Here is a 15,704-nt window from a genome sequence, read left to right as displayed (position 1 = left end):
TAAAGACGAACGCGGCGAAAACTCAAGATGAAAGGCGGCGCGCGGGAGCGAGCCGCCTTGACGGGCGGGCGTTAGAAGTCGTAGCTCAGGGTCGCCATGACGTTGGCGGGCGCGCCCGGCATGTTGAAGGTGTTCACGCCGCCGACCCGGTTGTAGTACTCGCGATCGAAGATATTGTTGAAGTTCAGCTGGCCGCTGACGTTGTCGTTGAAATCGTAGCCAATCATCGCGTCGAACACGGCGTAGCCCGGCGCCTCGACGCCGCTGCTCGAGTTGAAGTCGCTCATCGCCGTCATGCCGGCGCCCACGCGCAGTCCGCCAAGCGCCTCGCCGGCAAAATCGTACTGGGTCCAGAGGTTGACGACGTTTTGTGGCATCAGCAGAAAGATGGCGTCCTCACGATCATCACCACTTTGCTGCACCTCGGTGTCGAGATAGGTGTAGCCGGCGATCACGTCCCACTGGTCGGTGACGCTGCCGGTGACTTCGAACTCGGCGCCCTGGATGCGCATCTTGCCGATCGGCACTGCGTAGCTTGCGCCGGTATCTGGCGGGGTGCCTGCGCGGTTATCGTCATACAGCCGGAAGGCGCTGAGTCGGGCGTTGAGGTCGCCGCCCAGGTAGCTACCCTTTACGCCGACTTCGTACTGATCGCCTTCGCGCGGCTCGATCAGGTTGCCGTCCGGGCCCTCGGCGGTCTGCGGCTTGAACACCTGGGAGTAGCTGGCGTAGAGCGAGTGATTGGCGTCGACGTCGAACACCACCCCGGCGTAGGGCGTGGCTTCGGTGCCGCTGCGATCCTGGTCATTGTCGGCGGCCAGGTCTTCGAAATCGACGGCGTAGTGACTCACTCGGGTGCCGGCGATCAGCGCGAGCGGGTCCACCGGGCGCAGCGTCAGCTTGCCGTAGAGGCCGCTCTCCTCCAGCCGAGTATCGGTATGGGCGTAGCCTCTGCCGGTGGCACGCGCGGCGCCCAGCACGTCGACGTAGCTTATCTCGTTGAGCTCGCCTCGGGTCACGCGGCTGCCGGTCAGGCTACGCGAACGCCCGGACTCGGTATCGGTATCGAAGCGCTTGTAGTCGGCGCCGAGCACGAACTCGCTGACGCTATCGAAAGCGGCGAAGGGTTGGCTGTAGCTGGCGTCCAGCGCGACCGCCTGCTGGTCGATACGACTGCCGATGCCGGCGACCGTCAGGAGCTCGTTCTGGTCCAGGGCGCTGCCGCCGAAGGCGTAGTTATAGCCGGCGTTACGATCGGAGTAGCGCGCCGCGAGGCGCCCGAAGCCGCCGCCGTCGAAGCGGTGGGTCAGCTCGGCGATCCAGTCGTTGGCATAGCTGTCGAAATCATTCCAGTTTGCGCCATAGAAATCCGAACGCGAGCCGTAGAGTAGTTCGCCGCTGGGCCCGACCGGGTGGCCGTTGTTGACGCGGATGTCCTTGCTGTTGTGAATGTAGCCAAGCCCGAAAGTGGTCGCGTCATCCAGGTCGACATCGATCGCCGCGTAGATATCGTTCTGGCGATTGGTGTTGCGATCGACGAATTCGCCGTGGTGGGTCCGATCGATCACCAGCCGACCGCGCACGCGGCCGTCATCGCCGTCGATGGGGCCGGAGACGTCCACCTGGGCGGCGCGCTGCTGGTCGGTGCCGGCGCCGACGCTGATACGCCCTTGCGGGTCATGGGTGGGCCGCTTGCGCACCAGGTTGACGATCCCGCCCATCTCGCTGGTGCTGTTGAAAAGCCCGGACGGCCCGCGCATGATCTCGACCCGGTCAAACGCCGCAAGCGTTGGCACCGACCCTGTAATGCTGGTCATCGGCGCGGGCAGCCCATCGATGTTGTACTCGTCATACTCGAAGCCGCGGGCATAGATCGAAGAGCGGCCGTTGTCGTTGGAGAGCACGCGAAGCCCCGGCGTGCGCCGGCCAAGCTCATCGAGGGTGGTGAAGTTCTGATCCTCGATCGCCTCACGGGTGACGACGCTGACCGACTGAGGAATGTCGCGCAGCGATGCCGGCGTTTTGGTGCCTACCGTGGCGGCATCGACGCTATAACCGCCGGTCACTTCCGAGGGTAGCATCTGGTAAAGGTGATTGCCCTGAACCGTGACGGTCTCAAGCCGTGTGGCTTCGGCGCTCGCCTGGGCCAGTGCATTCGGTGCCCATCCCAGCAGCAGCGCAGCGCTGCCCGCGGCGGCCACACCTTGATAAATACGCGCTCTATCGAACGTCATGTCAGCTCTCTCTTGATCCCTTGAAATTGGTCACGCAACCGGCGCTTTCTTTGCGAATGAGAATACGTTGCAATAAAATTCGAGGCAGCGGATTATGGCAGCTCGCAACGCCTTTAACCTTTGCAGGCGCGTCACATTGCTATGCGAAAACGTTGCTATGCATAAACGTTGCTACGCGTAAACGGTGCCATGCAGAAACAGCCAACCCGGTAAGCGGGCTTACCAACAGGACCAGGGACGTGGATAGCGAAGGCGATAAAGGACAAATCAGCACCACCGACCTGCACGAACACTCGGTGCAGCTCGTCAAACGCCCGCGCTTCGAAGCGCCCAGCTGGGACCAGCGCGCGCCGCCGCTACTCGGGCGCCTGTGGGTCAGCGAGCTTGAGCCAGGCATGAAGCTGCGCCTGGCGGATGTCGAGGACCGCTTCGGTCTCAAGAGCCAGGCGCTGCTACCGGCGGGCGTGAAGATCGCGCTGGTCATGGAGGGGGGCGCCCAGGTGCGCTACGGCGAGTGCGATGCACGCCTTGGGCCCGATGAGCCCGACCGCGCGCTCATCGTCACATTGCCGGATAAAACCGCCTTCACGCGGTCCGGGCGCGTGGGCGCGCGCGAGCGCACCTTGACACTGTCGCTCTCACCTCACTGGCTTTCCCGCCACGGCTACGCGTCGTCGTCCGTCACCTGCGAGCTTCGCCGCTGGACGCCCTCACCGGGGCTTCTGGCGCTGGGCGATGCGCTCTTCGCCCAACGGTTCGATGCCATGACGCCGGCGACGCGTTTGATGCTTGGCGGGTTTGCCCGGCTTCTGGCCGGTGAGGCGCTTTCGCTTGCGCCTGTCGAGGCCCCCGCGCCGCGTCAGCGCCGGCTCGACCCCCTCATGGCCCTCATCGACCGGGGCGAGGCGCGCGGGCTCGATCAAAAAGCCCTGGCCAAACGCCTTGGCATGAGCCTGAGCACTCTGCAGCGGCGCTTTTATCAAGCCCACGGCGAGGCACTGGGGCAGTTTCTACGCCGCCACCATCTGACGCTTGCCCGCGAGGCGCTGGAGCGCGGTGCCGCGGATGTGGAAGCGGCCGCGACCCTTGCCGGCTACAGCAGCGCCACCAACTTCGCCACGGCATTCAAGCGCGAATTCGGCACCTCCCCGAACGGCTATCGACGCCGCGCGCTTGCCATGGCGCAACGCGGCCGCTGATTTTTTCCGAACACTCGACCAGACCTTTGCTAAGCTAAGGCAGCCTCATGGGCCTACCCATTGATCAATTCAGGAGTTGCACGCGCGATGGATGACGCATCGAAACGCCGCCCGGGCGTTGGAATTTTACTGGTGGCAAGCCTGGTGGGCGCGGGCCTTGCCCTGTACGCCTACCTGACGCCGCTGACCGGCGTGACCGGAACGCTGGGGGCGCTGACAGCGCTTTTTGGCTGTATTGCACTTGCCGTGGCCGCGCTTTTACTTTTCAAGTGGCGCCGGGGAGCCGGTGCCATCGCGCTTCGCGTGCTGGCGCTGATCGGGCTTTTAGGCACCGGGTTCGCCGCGCTGCTGCTGCATCAGTGGTGGCTCTGCGCGGTGCTGATTCTGGGCCTTCTGGGGCTTTTGATCGACACGTTTTCTCGATCGTCATCTTCCACTTCTGACCGCCGGTGAGCCGCTTTATGTCGACCACGAATAGTCATCGTTTGCGCCCGACCGACGCGTTATCGAAAAGCCTGCCCCGGCTCGGCCTTGCCACCCTTTTGCTGCCACTCCCGCTGTTCGCCCAGCCGTCGCCGCCCGCCGACGGTGAAGCACAGGCCAGTGAAGCCGCCGCCTCTCCGATTCCTCTGGTACCAGAAGGTGCGGTGTGGGATGGCTTTCACGGCCAGCTAAACGCCCAGAAATACAGCCCGCTGGACCAGATCAACGTCGAAAACGTGGGTGATCTCGAAAAGGCCTGGGAGTTTCATACCGGCGACGTCTCGGACGGCTCCAGCGATACCGCGCCCTCGGTCTGGTCCGCCACGCCGGTGTTCGCCAACGACACGGTTTACATCGGCACGCCCATGTATCGCGTCTTTGCCCTGGACCCTGCCACCGGCGAGGAGCGCTGGCAGTTCGACACCCAGTCGTCTCAAGAGGCGCTGACCCAGCCGGCGCTGAAAAGCCGCGGCGTGGCCTACTGGGAGGCCGACGATCCGGTCGAAGGCGAAGCCTGCCAGAAGATCGTTTATTTTGGCACCATGGATGCTCAGCTCTTCGCACTCGATGCCGACACCGGCGAGCTGTGCGAGGATTTCGCCGACGGCGGCGTATTGAACGTCAATAGCTGGAACAACATGCCGGAAAACTGGCCCCTGTCGCTACTGCAGCCGCCCACGGTGGTGGGTGACCGGCTGATTCTCGGCTGGGCGGGCAAGGATTGGGCCGAGAGCGTGGCGCCTGCGGGCACGGTGTTTGGCATCAACGCGCGCACCGGCGAGCGCGAATGGACGTTTGAGGCACTTTCTGATGAAATGCGCGAGCGAAGTGGCACCACCAATGTCTGGACGCACATGAGCGCCGACGAGGAGCTGGGGCTCGTGTATCTGCCCGTGGCCTCGCCTTCGCCCAACTTCTGGGGCGGCAACCGCACCGAGGAAGTGCCGCTTGCCACCTCGACCACCGCGCTCGATATCGACACCGGCGAAGTGGTCTGGTCGCGCCAGTGGGTGCACCACGACATCTGGGACTACGACATCAACTCTGCCCCCACGCTGATGGACATCACCGTCGACGGCGAAGAGATTCCCGCGCTGATGCAGGCCACCAAGATGGGCTTTCTGTTCGTGGTCAACCGCGAAACCGGCGAGGACGTCTGGCCGATCGAGGAGCGCGAGGTGCCCGGTGGCGATGGCAACGTGGAAGGCGAAGTCTACGCGCCTACCCAGCCCTTCCCGACGCTGCCCGCCCCACTGCTCGATCAGTCCGAGAAGCCCGACATCTGGGCGCTGGCGGACGCGGTGAGTTTCGGACAGTGCTCCGCGCTCTGGGACGATCTCTGGTACGAGGGCATGTATACCCCACCGACCACCGAGGGCGAAGGCACGCTTGCCTACCCGGACAGCGCCGGCGGCGTTCAGTGGGGCGGCGTGGCCTTCGACCCGGCAAGCCAAACGGCGGTGGTCAACACCTCGCACATCGTGCAGTACGTCAAGCTCTTCGATCGCGAGGCGTACGAAGAAGCCGACAGCGGCTCGGGTAACGAGAGCGGCTTCGCGCCTCAACAGGGCGCACCCTACGGTATGCGTCTTGAAGTAGCGCGCAACTGGCTGGGCATGCCCTGCTGGGAGCCGCCCTTCGGCGAACTGGTGGCCATCGACATGACCACCGGTGAGGTGAAATGGCGCGGCCCGGTCGGCGCCTCTCAGCAGTTCGGCTTCTTCATGCCCGAAAGCTGGGGCTCGCCGACCATTGGCGGCCCGGCGGTCACCGCCGGTGGCCTGATCTTCATCGGTGCCTCCATGGATGCCAAGGTGCGTGCCTACTCGCTCGAGACCGGCGAGCAGCTCTGGTCCGACCAGGCGCAGGCCCCCGTGGTCGCCAACCCGGCGGTCTACGAGTATGAGGGCCGCCAGTACGTGGCCTTCGTGGCCGGCGGTAACACCATCCTGAAGGACCACGTGGGCGACCAGGTCGTGGTTTACGCGCTGCCGGAGTAACGCCGGCATTCATCAAAGGGCGGCCTGCGGGTCGCCCTTTTTTTATAAGAACGCCAAAAAAACCAGCCAAAACAGGATAAAACGGCTGACCGTCAACGCAGTGTCATCTTCGATCACCACAATGGGCGCGCATCGCCCCTCACGTGGAGAAAAAATGAAGACAACGCTGCCACTTCTGGCCCTCGTCGCTCTTGCCCCGATAGCCGCCTCGGCCCTTGCACAAAATGAGGCCGTGCGTATCGAAACAGTCACCCTGGGCGAGCTGCGCCCTACCCAGCCGGCGCTTGGCTACCGCCAGATGGATTACAAGCAGGGCCGCTTCGCCCAGGACCGGGAAAAACTCTTCGACGAGTACTGCGAAACCGCCGGCCAGAGCGAAATCGCGCGCTTCGACGACGCCTCAACGCTTGAAGATCTAGCGAGCTTCGACTGCGTCGACGCGCCAGGCAGCCACCCCGAAGACATGAAGACGGCCGTGATCGCCCCAGGCGGCGAGTTCTACCTGACCGATGGCCACCACACGTTCAGCAACTTCATTACCTTGCAGGGCGATGCCTTTCGCATGCCAGTGCTGATCACCGACGACTACAGCGACCTTGCGGATAGGCAGACGTTCTGGAACACCCTGCAGGCCGAGCGCCAGGTATGGCTCGAAAGCCCCTCTGGCCCTATTACCGTCGATGAGCTGCCCAAACGGCTCGGTCGCGCGCATCAGGTCGACGACGCTTACCGGTCACTGGTCTATTTCACTCGCGGTGTGGGTTACGACAAGCCGGAGACGCCGCCGCCGTTTCTCGAATTCTACTGGGGGCAGTGGCTCGAAGAGCGCATGGCGCTGGCGAATTTTGATCTGGAGAGCCTTGATGGCTACGCCGAGGCGGTGGAGCACGCGGCGCGCCTGATGGTGAACGCCCCTGCAGACACGGTTATCGCCGAGACGGCCAGCGGCCCCCTGACCGCCGAGCAGATGGGCCGGCTCGACGCCTTCGACCAGCCGGCGCTCGACAAGCTGCTCTCCCCTCGTGGCAAGCTCACCTACGCGTTTTTTACCGAGTAAAAAGCCGCGCCTCGGCGGGTGCCGAGGCGCGGCTCATCGGTGACGCAAAATGAACGGCGTTACTGTCCGGACACGGGTCGGTCGGCATTCGAGCCGTCGCGCTGGCCAGTCATCGCCGCCTCCATACGGTCGAGCTGCGCCTGAAGTTTTTTGACGTCGCCGCGTAGCATCGATATCTCCGCCTCTTCGCCCTCGCCGTTATCCAGCGCCATCTGGGCGCTCTCCTTTTGCATCACATCGAGCACGATGCCGATCATCATGTTCAGAAATACGAAGGCGTTGAGGAAGATGAACGTCAGAAAGTAGATCCAGGCGTAGGGAAACTGCTCCATGGTGGGATACAGCACGGCCGTCGCCCAGCTCTCGAAGGTGGCGACCTGGAAAAGCGTGAGCATGGCCAGCGCAATGTTGCCCCAAAGCTGCTCGTCCACCGTATGAAACAGAAAGCTTCCGATCGCGGCGTAGATATAGAAGATGATGAACATCAAAAGCGCGACGTAGCCCATTCGTGGAATCGACTTCACCAGCGCCGAGAGCAGCATTTGAAGCTCGGGAATCATCGACACCAGTCGCAGCACGCGGAAAATGCGCAGAAGCCTGGCCAGCAGCACCATCTCCGACTCATCCATCGGGATCAAACTTGCCGTGACGATCAAAAAGTCGAAGACGTTCCAGCCCTTTTTGAAGAAGTCGCGCAAGCGCGGCTCGGCGGCCATGCGAATCAGCACCTCGACCAGAAAGAACAGCGTGACCGCTACGTCCAGATAGCCCAGCCACCGCTCGAATCGGCTCACCTCGTCGTAGGTGCGCGCACCGATCACCAGTGCCGACAGCACGATGATCGAGATCACGAAGGTTTCGAAGACCTTGTTACTGCGCAGCTTCTCGAAGCGCGCCTGCCAGGTACTCAGGGAAGCACTCATCTAAACCTATACGCCTTTAAGCCAGGGAAGAAAGAGCACGCGCCGGGCGCGAGCGCTGGCATTCTACCCTAAAATACGCGTTCGATAGAGCAGACGATATTGATCCGACGTTGGAAGTTACGGCTTTTCGTGTCGCAAAAACGCAACGAAAAAGCGCCAGAATGGGGCAGAGAAGAAACAGGAGCGTAAGGCGTGCAGGCGGCGGCGTTCAGTAGCCGCTGAAATGGCCTTGAAGCGGGCAAAAAAAGCCCCCTTGCGGGGGCGACGGGCTGCCATCATGGCATCATGCATTCATCCGTGAACGCGATATCCGTATCCAGAAGCGGCGTCCTGCCGCGAACGACTTAAAGTTATACCAGCCATGTACAGAATGCAAGAAAATGTGCAAACGAATGGCGTAAAAAACGCGTTGGCGAATGGGCGTTCGATTACTATAATCCGCCTCGATCGTTTAAATGATGCTCATCCGTTCATCTAACATCATGCTTTGGCTAAGGAAAGCCCCATGACCAGGCACCGCGACGTGATCGATACCACGCAACGAATACCTCGCAAGGATCTCGAAGTTCTCGTCAACGACCGTATAAGCATGGGCGATGTCGTGGCGATTCCCACTGGGCTTTTCCCCGTCGACCGTGCCCACGGCTGCGGCGGCTACTCCGTCGAAGTACTCGAGGTCGACGAAAGCGACTACAGCTTCAGAGTCATCGGCACGCTTTAAAGCGTTCTTGTCCCCGCCGCGGTTGAATGGACAAAATTGACACCAACGTAGGCGGTCATTTTAAGTGTGCGTCTCAGACCAAAGCCGCAAGCCTTCCCGTTAGTGGTATCCTCTTTCGGTTTGTTTACGCTGAGCTGGCTTTAAAGCCCGAATTCGTTCGAAAGCGCTAAAGGCGCTCGCCACGATTACACCTGTGCTGGATGCCCCGATGACATTGCTCTGGATTGCTTTACTTCCGCTTTTGGGAGTGTTGGTGCCTCTCATGGCGGGACGGCGCTCCCGCTTGACGTGTTCGCTCGCCACCATGGTCGCGCCCGCGATCGCCCTGGGCCTGACGCTCTGGCAGATTCCTTCGCTCAACGCGGGGGAGTCGCTTCGGTTTTTCGCCGACTGGCTACCTGAGCTTGGCCTTGCCCTGGCCTTTCGCCTGGACGGCCTGTCGCTGCTGTTCAACCTCTTGATTCTCGGCATCGGGCTTTTGATTCTGCTTTACGCCCACTTCTATCTCTCCGAAGAGGAGCCGGTGGGGCGTTTTTACAGCTTTTTGATGCTGTTCATGGCTTCCATGGTCGGTATATCGCTGTCCAACAACCTGCTCTTGCTGTGGCTTTTCTGGGAACTGACGAGCCTTTCGTCGTTTCTGCTGATCGGCTTTTGGTCGCACCAGAACGACGCGCGCAAGGGCGCGCGCATGGCGCTGACCGTGACCGGCGCCGGCGGCCTTGCGCTATTGGCGGGGGTTTTGCTGTTAGGCGATATCGTCGGCAGCTTCGACATGGACCAGGTGCTGGCAAGCGGAGCGCTGATCGTCGAGGATGCGCGCTACCCGGTCATGCTCACGTTGGTGCTGTTGGGCGCGTTCACGAAATCCGCCCAGTTTCCGTTTCAGTTCTGGCTACCCAACGCCATGGCAGCACCCACGCCGGTGTCCGCGTATCTGCACTCGGCGACCATGGTCAAGGCGGGCATTTTTTTGATGGCGCGCCTGCATCCGGCACTTTCCGATAGCGCGCTTTGGCAGCTCGTGGTGCCCATCGTTGGCATGATCACGCTGCTTTACGGCGCCTGGTTCGCGTTCTTGAAGACCGACCTCAAGGGCATTCTCGCGTTTTCGACCGTGAGTCACCTGGGGCTGATCACGGTGCTGTTGGGCATAGGCACCCCCATGGCGGTGCTGGCAGCGCTTTTCCATATTCTCAACCACGCCACCTTCAAGGCGGCGCTGTTCATGATTTCCGGCATCATCGATCACGAAGCGGGCACTCGCGAACTCAAAATGCTCGGCCGGCTCAGAAAGAGCATGCCGATCACCGCCCTTCTGCTGACACTGGCCGCCGCATCCATGGCCGGGGTGCCGCTGTTCAACGGCTTTCTCTCCAAGGAGATGTTTCTCACCGAAACGCTCGAATCATCGCTGCTGGGCGGGTTGAGCTGGCTGATACCGATGCTGGCGACCATCGCCAGCATCCTGTCGGTCGGCTACTCCGTGCGTCTGGTCATCGCAGTGTGCGTCAAACAACCCCGCCAGCCGTCGCCCAAGGCGCCCCACGAGCCGCCGCGGATGATGCGTCTTCCGGTGGAGATTCTGGTGGGGCTGTGCTTGCTGATCGGCATTCTTCCCGCGTTCATGGCAACGGGCCTTTTATCGCTTGCAAGTCAGGCAGTACTGCAGGCACCGTTCGATTTCTATCTTTCGATCTGGCACGGCTTCAATCTGCCACTACTGATGAGCGTGGTCGCCTTCGTCATCGGCGGCGCGCTTTACTGGCAGCACGCGCACCTGCGCCGCTTCAAGGAGTCCTTCGCGCCGGTCGATGCCACCCGCGTGTTCGAACGCGCGCTGGTGAGTCTGGGTCAGCGCTGCGAGCAGCTGATCGCCGTCTGGGATGGCCAGTCGCTGCAGCGCTACATGGGCTGGCTGCTGCTGGCGACGTTTGTCATGGGCGCCATCGGCCTTGCCCAAATGACCGAGCTGACCGGGGAGCTTGGCAATCAGCCGGTGGATGGCATCGTGGTGCTGGGCGCGGTCATGCTGATCTTCGGGGGCTTGGCCACGGCCATCACCCACCGCTACCGTCTGATCTCGCTTTTAATGCTGTCGGTGGTGGGGCTTTTCGTGGCGCTGACCTTCGCGCGCTTCTCGGCGCCGGATCTGGCCCTGACTCAGCTTTCGGTCGAGGTCGTCACGATGATTCTGCTGATGCTGGCGCTGTTTTTCCTGCCGCAAAAGACCCCGCCGGAGTCGAGCGCCAAGCGTAACTTGCGCGATATCGTACTGGCCGGCGGGCTCGGCGGCGTGGTGGCGAGTCTCAACTACGCCGTCATGACCCGCGAATCGTTTTCGATTTCGCAGTTTTTCATGGACAACAGCGTGCCCGGCGGTGGTGGCCATAACGTGGTCAACGTCATTCTGGTCGACTTCCGCGGCTTCGATACGCTGGGCGAGATTACCGTGCTGGCGCTGGCCGGGCTTGCCATCTTCAAGCTTCTGAACCGGCTACGGCTGTTCATCCCTCACAGCGACAGTGAAGGCCGGATCTGGTCGCCGGACCGTTACCCGGCGATTCTCACCTCGATCTCGCTGGCGCTTTTGCCGCTGGCGCTGCTGGTGTCGGCGTTCATCTTCCTGCGCGGGCACAACGAACCCGGCGGCGGCTTCATTGCCGGGCTGATCACCGCGGTGGCCCTGATTCTTCTTTATATGGCCCGTGGCGTGGAGTGGGCCCAAAGCCGACTGGACTTCCCTTTCCAGCCGATAGCCGTCGTAGGTGTGGCCGTGGCCACGCTGACCGGGCTTGGCAGCTGGCTCTTCGGCCATCCCTTCCTGACCTCGGCGTTTGGCTACTTTAGCCTGCCGGTGGTGGGCAAGTTCGAGCTGGCCACGGCGCTGTTGTTCGATCTCGGGGTGTATCTGGCCGTGGTCGGCGCCACGCTGATGATTCTCGCGAACCTGGGTAAGGTCACGACCGCCCACCGCCCGGTGGTGAACGCGACCAAATCCGACGACGCCGGCACGAACAAGGAGAGCCTCTGACATGGAAACGCTTTACGCTGTGACCACCGGCGTGCTCAGCGCCTGCGGTCTCTATCTCACACTCAGGGGGCGCACCTTCCCGGTAGTAGTGGGGCTAACGTTACTCTCTTATGCAGTGAATCTGTTTCTGTTTTCGATGGGCGGGCTCACCACCGACGGCGCAGCGCTGGTGCACGGTGAAGGGGCCTACGCCGACCCGCTGCCCCAGGCGCTGGTGCTGACCGCCATCGTCATCGGCTTCGCCATGACGGCCTTCGTGGTGATTCTCGCCATGCGCGCGCGAAGCGAGCTGGGTAACGACCAGGTCGACGGCAAGAAGGAAGACCGCGAATGATGCAACACCTTGTAGTTTTTCCCATCGTGGTACCGCTGGTCGCTGGTATTCTGCTGCTCTACCGCCGTGAAGGCTTGGTCCGTTTCAAGCGTGCGGTCAGCGTCGTGGCTACGCTCATGCTTTTGGCGGTGTCCATGGCGCTGGTCGGGCGCGCGTCAAGCGGCGAGATTCTCTATTACGCGCTGGGCGACTGGCAGCCGCCGTTCGGCATCGTGCTGGTGCTGGACCGCCTCTCCGCGCTGATGCTGCTGCTCACTTCCGTGCTTGCCCTGGGCGCGGTGGTGTTCGCCTGCGCCGGCGACGACGAAAAGGGCAGCAACTTTCACGGGCTTTTTCAGTGGCAGCTGTTGGGGATCAACGGCGCCTTTTTGACCGGCGATTTGTTCAACCTGTTCGTTTTCTTCGAGGTGCTGCTGCTCGCCTCCTACGCCCTGCTGCTTCACGGCGGCGGCAAGGCACGCATTCAGTCCGGCGTCTACTACGTGGTGATGAACCTGGCCGGCTCGTCGCTGTTTTTGATCGCCGCGGGCATTCTCTACGGCGCGTTGGGCACCTTGAACATGGCGGACATGGCGCTTCGCGTGGCCGAGCTTCCCGCCGACCGTCAGGGGCTGGTGACCGCCGGAGGGCTGATTCTGCTGGTGGTGTTCGGGCTCAAATCCGCGATCCTGCCGCTCTATTTCTGGCTGCCGCGGGCCTACGCCGCAGCGCCTGCGCCGGTGGCGGCGCTTTTTGCGATCATGACCAAGGTGGGCATCTACGCCATCCTGCGCGTTTATCTGTTGATCTTCGGCGACGCCGCCGGTCCTCTGGCCGCCCTCGAACAGGCCTGGGTGTGGTGGCTGGGTTTGGCCACACTGGCCGCCTCCGCCGTGGGCATTCTGTCGTCGCGCGATCTGCGTATGCTCATCGCCTATCTGGTGCTTTTGTCGGTGGGCACATTACTGGTGAGCGCCGGCATGCGAAGCGAGGTGTCCGCCTCGGCGCTGCTCTATTATCTGGTTCACACCACCCTGATCACCGGCGGGCTCTTTTTGCTCGCCGAGATGATCGGCGTGCAGCGCGGCAAGGCAGGCACGCGGCTGGTCAAGGCGCGCCCGCTGGTACAGGGCAAGGCGCTGGCGCTTTTGTTCTTTATCGGCGCGATTGCCGTGGTCGGCGTGCCGCCGCTTTCCGGGGCGATCGGCAAGGCGCTGGTGCTTGCCGCCGCTGATGACACCCAGCGGCTGTGGCTCTGGCCCACGCTTTTGCTGGCAAGCCTGGCCTCGATGATCGCGCTCTCCCGGGCGGGCTCGACGCTTTTCTGGCGCAGCGCCCACGGTAGTCCTTCCGGCACAAGGCTTCCGGCGCTGCAGTGGTTCGGTGTGATCTGGCTTTTGAGCGCGGCGCCTCTGCTGGTGGTGTTCGCCCACCCGGTCAGCGTCTATACCCAGGCCACCGCCGAGCAGCTCGCCAACCCCGAGCGCTTGACCGAAACGCTTCTTTCACCGTCGCGAGGCCAACTATGATTACCCCGCGTAAATGGCTGCCCACGCCGGTTCTGTCACTTCTACTGCTGATCGTGTGGCTGTTGATGGCGCGCAGCTACGCCCCGGGGCAGATACTGCTCGGAGGTACGCTGGCCATCCTCATACCTCTGGTGACCTACCGCTTCTGGGATGGCCACATGCAGATCAAGAAGCCGCGGCTTCTGGCGCGCTTTATCCTGCGCGTACTCAAGGACATCGTGATCGCCAACTTCGAGGTGGCCAAGCTTCTGATCAACCCGTGGAAGCGGCTCAACCCGCACTTCATCGAGTACCCCTTGATGCTGGAGGAGCGCTTCACCATCACGGTGCTGGCCAGCACCATCAGCCTGACGCCGGGCACGGTGTCCGCCAACCTGCGCCTGGACGGCAAGTCGCTGTTGATCCATGTGCTGGACGTGGAGGACGAGCAGGCGCTGATCGAGCAGATTCGCGAGCGCTACGAGCGCCCTCTCAAGGAGATTTACGAATGCTGAGCGTGGCCTTGTACATCACCTCGACGCTGGTGGTGATCGCCCTGATTTTGAACCTGTACCGTTTGGTGATAGGGCCGGATTTGCCGGATCGCGTGCTGGCGCTGGACACCATGTACGTCAACTCCATCGCGCTGATCGTGCTGCTCGGGCTGTGGCTCGGCGGCAAGACCTACTTCGAGTCGGCGCTATTGATCGCCATGCTCGGCTTCATCAGCACCGTCGCGGTGTGCAAATACATTCTGCGGGGGGATATCATCGAATGAGTCTTCTTTCGACGTTACAAGGAGCGCGGCCATGGCCTTTCTAATCGAAGCGCTGGTGTCGCTCATGCTGGTGACCGGCGGCGTGTTCGTGTTCATTGGCTCGCTTGGCATGGCGCACCTGCGAGACTTCTACATGCGCCTGCACGGGCCGACCAAGGCCTCGACGCTGGGTATCGGGTGTATGCTGGTCGCCTCGATGGGCTACTTCTGGAGCGTGGATGGCCACATCGACATTCAGGAGATGCTGATTACGCTGTTCCTGTTCATCACCGCGCCGGTCAGCGCCCACCTGCTGGCCAAGACCGGCCTGCACCTGCGCTTGAAGCACGCCAAAAAGACCGGCGGCGTGCCTTTCGAGCTGCGCGACGAGGAAGTGGGCAAAAAGCCGGTACCGCACCCGGACAAGGGCCACGGCTAGAGCCCTTTCCCTTTCACCGTTACGGAAAAGACAGGTACGAAAACGACAGATACGAAAAAGCGGCGCTCTAGGCGCCGCTTTTTTCATGAGTCGATCCACGTTTTAGCGCGAAAGCGCGTCTTCCGCGTGGCCCAGAAGGTATAAAAGCCCGTCGAGACCCACAGTCGACACCGCCAGCTGCGCCTTCGCGCGCACCAACGGTTTGGCATGATAGGCCACGCCCATGCCGGCTTTGGCGAGCATCTTCAGGTCGTTGGCGCCATCCCCTACCGCCACGGTGTGGGCAAGCGATACCCCTTCGCGGTGGGCGATCTCCTCCAGAAGCAGCGCTTTGCGTTCGGCATCGACGATCGGCTCGCTCGTCTCCCCCGTAACCAGGCCATCGCGGATCACCAGCTCGTTGGCGTGAATCTCGTCAAAGCCCAGGCGCGTTTGCAGATGACGGGCGAAATACGTAAAACCGCCGGAGAGAATCGCGGTACGATAGCCCAGGCGCTTCAAGTTCTTCATCAGCCGCTCGGCACCGTCCATCAAAGGAAGTTCCAACGCGATGCTTTCGAGCACGGTTTCGGACAGGCCCTCGAGCTTGGCCATGCGCTCGCGAAAGCTCGCCTTGAAGTCGAGCTCGCCGCGCATGGCGCGCTCGGTGACCTCGGCGACCAGCTCACCCACGCCGTGGCGCTTGGCAAGCTCGTCGATCACTTCGGCCTTGATCAGCGTCGAATCCATGTCGAAACAGACGAGCTCGAACGCGCGCTCGCCGGCCTCCATCAAAACGATATCCACCGGGTGCGCTTCGCTGACCTCGAGCGCGGCGTGACGAAGCGCCTGCCACTGCGGGTCGTCCTGCGCAACCGGGGCGCTCACCACGTATTCGATGGCGTCCAGCGCCGCGCCCTCGCCGCGGCTTGCCAGGCGGGTGGCGCGCTGCTCGGTAAGGTCGAAGCGCCCCATCAGTGCGGCCACTTTAGATTCGATGGCCGGTGTCAGTACCGGCGCCAGTACGGTCAGGCGTTTTTCGCTACGTGCCATGTGG

At 62.3% G+C, this 15,704-nt stretch carries 14 protein-coding genes; 11 read left to right on the top strand and 3 right to left on the bottom strand.

What is annotated here, in order from left to right; genetic code table 11:
* Nucleotides 1–71: 71 nt before the first annotated feature.
* Nucleotides 72–2,234 (bottom strand): TonB-dependent siderophore receptor, encoded by a 2,163-nt coding sequence (locus tag RN346_RS06785; RefSeq protein WP_311962540.1) that lies wholly within the window; start codon nt 2,232–2,234, stop codon nt 72–74.
* 239 nt (nt 2,235–2,473) lie between these two features.
* Between RN346_RS06785 and RN346_RS06780 the strand changes: the two genes are divergently transcribed.
* The 4 genes from RN346_RS06780 to RN346_RS06765 all read left to right on the top strand — a co-directional run bounded on the left by RN346_RS06780 (nt 2,474) and on the right by RN346_RS06765 (nt 6,973).
* Entirely contained in the window at nt 2,474–3,433 is a 960-nt protein-coding gene (locus tag RN346_RS06780; protein WP_311962539.1) for an AraC family transcriptional regulator, read from the top strand.
* Nucleotides 3,434–3,520: 87 nt separating this feature from the next.
* Nucleotides 3,521–3,886: a hypothetical protein gene (locus tag RN346_RS06775; RefSeq protein WP_263584381.1), complete on the top strand. Its 366-nt coding sequence runs from the start codon at nt 3,521–3,523 to the stop codon at nt 3,884–3,886.
* 8 nt (nt 3,887–3,894) lie between these two features.
* A complete protein-coding gene (locus RN346_RS06770; RefSeq protein ID WP_311962538.1) occupies nt 3,895–5,916 on the top strand; it encodes a pyrroloquinoline quinone-dependent dehydrogenase in 2,022 nt (673 codons plus the stop codon).
* Between the two features lie 154 nt (nt 5,917–6,070).
* Nucleotides 6,071–6,973: a ParB/Srx family N-terminal domain-containing protein gene (locus RN346_RS06765; RefSeq protein WP_311960639.1), complete on the top strand. Its 903-nt coding sequence runs from the start codon at nt 6,071–6,073 to the stop codon at nt 6,971–6,973.
* 59 nt (nt 6,974–7,032) lie between these two features.
* On the opposite strand, the gene RN346_RS06760 is transcribed toward RN346_RS06765, so the two are convergent.
* The gene (locus RN346_RS06760; protein WP_263584384.1) at nt 7,033–7,896 is read right to left on the bottom strand and encodes an ion transporter; all 864 of its coding nucleotides are present in this window, start codon (nt 7,894–7,896) and stop codon (nt 7,033–7,035) included.
* 505 nt (nt 7,897–8,401) lie between these two features.
* On the opposite strand from RN346_RS06760, the gene RN346_RS06755 reads away from it, so the two are divergent.
* From RN346_RS06755 to RN346_RS06725, 7 genes are all read left to right on the top strand, one after another.
* Nucleotides 8,402–8,617 carry a hypothetical protein gene (locus RN346_RS06755; RefSeq protein ID WP_263584385.1) on the top strand — a complete coding sequence of 72 codons (216 nt, stop codon included), beginning with the start codon at nt 8,402–8,404 and terminating at the stop codon, nt 8,615–8,617.
* A 208-nt stretch (nt 8,618–8,825) separates the two neighbouring features.
* A complete protein-coding gene (locus RN346_RS06750) occupies nt 8,826–11,651 on the top strand; it encodes a monovalent cation/H+ antiporter subunit A (protein WP_311962537.1) in 2,826 nt (941 codons plus the stop codon).
* Nucleotide 11,652: 1 nt separating this feature from the next.
* On the top strand, nt 11,653–11,985 hold the full coding sequence (locus RN346_RS06745; protein ID WP_311962536.1) for a Na+/H+ antiporter subunit C: 333 nt from the start codon (nt 11,653–11,655) through the stop codon (nt 11,983–11,985).
* On the top strand, nt 11,982–13,493 hold the full coding sequence (locus RN346_RS06740) for a monovalent cation/H+ antiporter subunit D (protein ID WP_311962535.1): 1,512 nt from the start codon (nt 11,982–11,984) through the stop codon (nt 13,491–13,493). The genes RN346_RS06745 and RN346_RS06740 overlap by 4 nt, the downstream gene beginning before the upstream one ends.
* The gene (locus RN346_RS06735) at nt 13,490–13,987 is read left to right on the top strand and encodes a Na+/H+ antiporter subunit E (protein WP_311960635.1); all 498 of its coding nucleotides are present in this window, start codon (nt 13,490–13,492) and stop codon (nt 13,985–13,987) included. The genes RN346_RS06740 and RN346_RS06735 overlap by 4 nt, the downstream gene beginning before the upstream one ends.
* Nucleotides 13,981–14,250, top strand: a complete 270-nt coding sequence (locus RN346_RS06730) for a K+/H+ antiporter subunit F (RefSeq protein ID WP_263584390.1) — start codon at nt 13,981–13,983, stop codon at nt 14,248–14,250. Before RN346_RS06735 ends, RN346_RS06730 begins: the two co-directional genes overlap by 7 nt.
* A 31-nt stretch (nt 14,251–14,281) precedes the next feature.
* Nucleotides 14,282–14,668, top strand: coding sequence for a Na+/H+ antiporter subunit G (locus RN346_RS06725; protein WP_263584391.1), 387 nt, complete (start codon nt 14,282–14,284; stop codon nt 14,666–14,668).
* 102 nt (nt 14,669–14,770) lie between these two features.
* On the opposite strand, the gene serB is transcribed toward RN346_RS06725, so the two are convergent.
* Nucleotides 14,771–15,700 (bottom strand): phosphoserine phosphatase SerB, encoded by a 930-nt coding sequence (gene serB / locus RN346_RS06720; protein WP_311962534.1) that lies wholly within the window; start codon nt 15,698–15,700, stop codon nt 14,771–14,773.
* Between the last annotated feature and the right edge of the window lie 4 nt (nt 15,701–15,704).

The sequence above is a fragment of the Halomonas sp. PAMB 3232 genome, assembly GCF_031954225.1.
GTDB lineage: Bacteria > Pseudomonadota > Gammaproteobacteria > Pseudomonadales > Halomonadaceae > Vreelandella.
Note: the sequence above shows the minus strand (reverse complement) of the source record. Positions and strands in the feature narration are given on the sequence as shown.

Bases quoted from the DNA above. Each gene is read 5' to 3' on its own strand.
- serB (WP_311962534.1), bottom strand. From the start codon at position 15,700: ATGGCACGTAGCGAAAAACGCCTGACCGTACTGGCGCCGGTACTGACA.
- RN346_RS06775 (WP_263584381.1), top strand. From the start codon at position 3,521: ATGGATGACGCATCGAAACGCCGCCCGGGCGTTGGAATTTTACTGGTG.
- RN346_RS06760 (WP_263584384.1), bottom strand. From the start codon at position 7,896: ATGAGTGCTTCCCTGAGTACCTGGCAGGCGCGCTTCGAGAAGCTGCGC.
- RN346_RS06750 (WP_311962537.1), top strand. From the start codon at position 8,826: ATGACATTGCTCTGGATTGCTTTACTTCCGCTTTTGGGAGTGTTGGTG.
- RN346_RS06785 (WP_311962540.1), bottom strand. From the start codon at position 2,234: ATGACGTTCGATAGAGCGCGTATTTATCAAGGTGTGGCCGCCGCGGGC.
- RN346_RS06765 (WP_311960639.1), top strand. From the start codon at position 6,071: ATGAAGACAACGCTGCCACTTCTGGCCCTCGTCGCTCTTGCCCCGATA.
- RN346_RS06725 (WP_263584391.1), top strand. From the start codon at position 14,282: ATGGCCTTTCTAATCGAAGCGCTGGTGTCGCTCATGCTGGTGACCGGC.
- RN346_RS06755 (WP_263584385.1), top strand. From the start codon at position 8,402: ATGACCAGGCACCGCGACGTGATCGATACCACGCAACGAATACCTCGC.
- RN346_RS06740 (WP_311962535.1), top strand. From the start codon at position 11,982: ATGATGCAACACCTTGTAGTTTTTCCCATCGTGGTACCGCTGGTCGCT.
- RN346_RS06735 (WP_311960635.1), top strand. From the start codon at position 13,490: ATGATTACCCCGCGTAAATGGCTGCCCACGCCGGTTCTGTCACTTCTA.
- RN346_RS06730 (WP_263584390.1), top strand. From the start codon at position 13,981: ATGCTGAGCGTGGCCTTGTACATCACCTCGACGCTGGTGGTGATCGCC.
- RN346_RS06745 (WP_311962536.1), top strand. From the start codon at position 11,653: ATGGAAACGCTTTACGCTGTGACCACCGGCGTGCTCAGCGCCTGCGGT.
- RN346_RS06770 (WP_311962538.1), top strand. From the start codon at position 3,895: ATGTCGACCACGAATAGTCATCGTTTGCGCCCGACCGACGCGTTATCG.